3 protein-coding genes and 1 pseudogene are annotated in these 2811 nt (G+C 64.1%); 1 reads left to right on the top strand and 3 read right to left on the bottom strand.

All coding sequences use genetic code 11. From position 1 onward, the window contains the following. A pseudogene (locus EOA22_RS39165) lies at window positions 1–149 on the top strand (xanthine dehydrogenase accessory protein XdhC); the annotation flags it as partial. 12 nt (window positions 150–161) lie between these two features. On the opposite strand, the gene EOA22_RS29780 reads toward EOA22_RS39165, so the two are convergent. From EOA22_RS29780 to EOA22_RS29770, 3 genes are all read right to left on the bottom strand, one after another. After that, window positions 162–1412, bottom strand: coding sequence for an LLM class flavin-dependent oxidoreductase (locus EOA22_RS29780; protein WP_063169825.1), 1251 nt, complete (start codon window positions 1410–1412; stop codon window positions 162–164). Next, window positions 1409–2416 carry an LLM class flavin-dependent oxidoreductase gene (locus EOA22_RS29775; protein ID WP_082826625.1) on the bottom strand — a complete coding sequence of 336 codons (1008 nt, stop codon included), beginning with the start codon at window positions 2414–2416 and terminating at the stop codon, window positions 1409–1411. The genes EOA22_RS29780 and EOA22_RS29775 overlap by 4 nt, the downstream gene beginning before the upstream one ends. Window positions 2417–2540: 124 nt before the next feature. Further along, a partial coding sequence (locus EOA22_RS29770) for a LysR substrate-binding domain-containing protein (protein WP_245478718.1) occupies window positions 2541–2811 on the bottom strand: 271 nt, incomplete at its 5' end.

The raw sequence follows: 2811 nt of genomic DNA, 5'->3' as shown, positions 1-2811 counted from the left end.
CGCCAATTGGCGGCGACACCGTCAAGGACAAGCGCCCTCAGGTCATCGCGGCGCTGGCTGCGGCCGAGATCATGACGGCGTTGGTCAATCACAACGCAGCCTTAAATGCCGACCATCAAATTCCGCATGGCAAGGTGATGGCAAGCTAAGCTGCGCCGCAGCTAAACCGGCCGTTTCAAACCCAGATGGTCGCGCAGCGTGCGGCCCTGGTATTCCGTCCGGAACAGTCCGCGCCGCTGCAACTCCGGCACGACGAGCGTGGCAAAGGCATCGAGTTCCCCGGGGAAATATGAGGGCATGACGTTGAAACCGTCGGCCGCGCTACCCTCGAACCGCGCCTGCAGTTCGTCGGCGACTTGGGCCGCTGTGCCGACGATGCGCCAATGGCCCCGCGCGCCGGCAAAATGCCGGGCGAGCTGGCGGATGGAGAGGCCGTCGCGGCGCGATTGCTCGATGACCAGCGCTTGCCTGCTCTTCATCCCCTCGCTCTCCGGCAGTTCCGGCAGTGGCCCATCGATCGGATAGCGCCACAGATCGGAGATGCTGAGATAGCTGGACAGCAGCGCCACGCCGACATCGTCGGGGATCAGCTCCTGCAATTCCTCGTATTTTTCACGGGCCTCCGCTTCGGTCTCCGCCACCACCGGTGCGACGCCCGGCATGATCTTGATGTCGTCCGGCTCGCGCCCATAGGCCGCCAGACGTCCTTTGAGATCGTCATAGAAGGCCTTGGCTTCCTCGAAGGTCTGCGCCGCCGTGAACACCACATCGGCGGTGCGGGCGGCAAGGTCGCGGCCGACATCCGAGGCGCCGGCCTGAACCATCACCGGCGCGCCCTGCGGCGAGCGCGGCAGGTCGAGCGGATCGCGAACCGAAAAGCTCTGGCCGTTATGGCCGGAAGCCTTGCCGTGCCACAGGCCGGTCACCACCTCGGCGAACTCGCGCGCCCGTTCGTAGCGGTCGGCATGGGGCTTGAGGCCCGTCGCGCCGAAATTGGCTGCTTCGATGGGGCTGGCCGAGGTGACCAGATTCCAGCCGGCCCGGCCGCCGCTCAGATGGTCGATCGACAGGAAGGTTCGTGCCAGCCCATAGGGCTCGTTGTAGCTTGTCGACGCTGTCGAGACGAGGCCGATGCGGCTGGTCTGGACGGCGAGCGCCGAGAGCAGGCTGATCGGCTCGAAACCGATCGAGCGCGACGTCTGGCTGGCAATGCCGATATTGGCTTCACGCAGGCCGGCGGCGTCCTCGCAGAACACCATGTCGAACTTCGCCGCCTCCGCCGTGCGCGCCAGCTGGATGTAATGATCGATGTCTATGCCGGCGGTGACGTGCGCCTTGGGGTGGCGCCAGGCGGCGATGTGATGACCTGTCGCCCACAGAAAGGCGCCGAGCTTCATCTGGCGGGCAGTCATTGGTCACCTCCGCCGGCAAGCCCGAGATGCGAGCGCAACGTTTTTCCGCGATAGTTCTCTCGAAACAAGCCACGCCGCCGCAGCGCCGGCAAGACCAGATCGACGAAATCGTCGAGCGCAGAAAGCTGTGCCGGCATCAGGATGTTGAACCCGTCGCAGCCTCTCGCCCGGAATTCCTTTTCCAGCCTCTCGGCGACGGCAGCCGGCTTACTATCGGCGATAAGCGCGACGTTCGTCAGCACTTTCACAGCATCCGGATCGCGTCCGCACGCCGTGACACGGCGCCTGATATCGTCATAGCGTTCGGTCGCGCCCTCCACCAGTCCGCCGTCCAGCAGGATGACATCGGCGGTGCGAGTGGCAATATCGAAGTCGGATTCCTGCAGGCCCGACAAGACGAGCACTGGCGTATCCTGCGGCGACCGGGCGACGTTCAGCGGTCCGCGCACGGAAAAGAATTCGCCCTTGTGCTCCAGCAGGTGCATCTTTTCGGGGTCGTGGAAGCGGCCGCCGCCCTGGTCGAACAGCAGGGCGTCCGCATCCCAGCCCTGCCACAGACCTTGCACGATGCCGATATATTCCTCACTGCGACGGCGGAAATCGTTAGGCGAAAATCCTTCGGGCCGGCTGAAATTGGCTGCTTCCCGTGGCGCTTGCGTCATGGTTGCGTTCCAGCCACTGCGGCCGTGGCTGATAACGTCGAGCGAAGCGAAACGGCGTGCCAGATTGTAGGGTTGGTGGGCAATTGTCGAGGCAGCGGCAACCAAGCCGATCCTGCTTGTGACAGTCGCCAGAGCGGCCAGCAAGGTCGTCGCTTCGAAGGGCATCCGTTTGTTCGCGGCTTCGCTTTCGGACGCTGGCGCGGCATCGGCAAGCAGCACCATGTCCAGCCCGGCTGCTTCAGCCTTTTGCACGAAACCAGCCAGGCGGCTGAATTCCAACCCAGTCTCGAGTGATGGATCGGCGAGCGAAACGGCAAGATGCATTGTGGCGCCGTTGTCCATCGGGGGTTCCTATGAGATGAAATGCCACCCCGAACTATGTTCGCCACATCCTGGGATGGCAACCGCCGGCGCTGGGCCAAACCGCCGCTCACCTACCGGCCAGTCCCTATTTGCCGGCCAGCCTTTATTTGCCAGCAACCAGATCGTTGATCAGCCGCTGGCAGCGCTCGGCCATGAAGTCGAGCAGCAGCCGCACTTTTGGATCCTGCAGCTTCTTGTGCGGATAGACGGCGGCGAACTGCACCGGTGTCGGCGGCGTGCTGGGCAGGATCACCTTCAGCCGCCGATCGCGGATGAATGGCTCGACCTCGAAGCGCGGCTTGTTGATGATGCCGCGGCCTGAAAGCGCCCAGCCGGTGAGCACGTCGCCATCGTCGGTGTCGTAGGGCCCGTGT

It is taken from the genome of Mesorhizobium sp. M7A.F.Ca.US.014.04.1.1 (assembly GCF_003998745.1).
GTDB classification, from domain to species: domain Bacteria; phylum Pseudomonadota; class Alphaproteobacteria; order Rhizobiales; family Rhizobiaceae; genus Mesorhizobium; species Mesorhizobium ciceri.
Note: the sequence above shows the minus strand (reverse complement) of the source record. Positions and strands in the feature narration are given on the sequence as shown.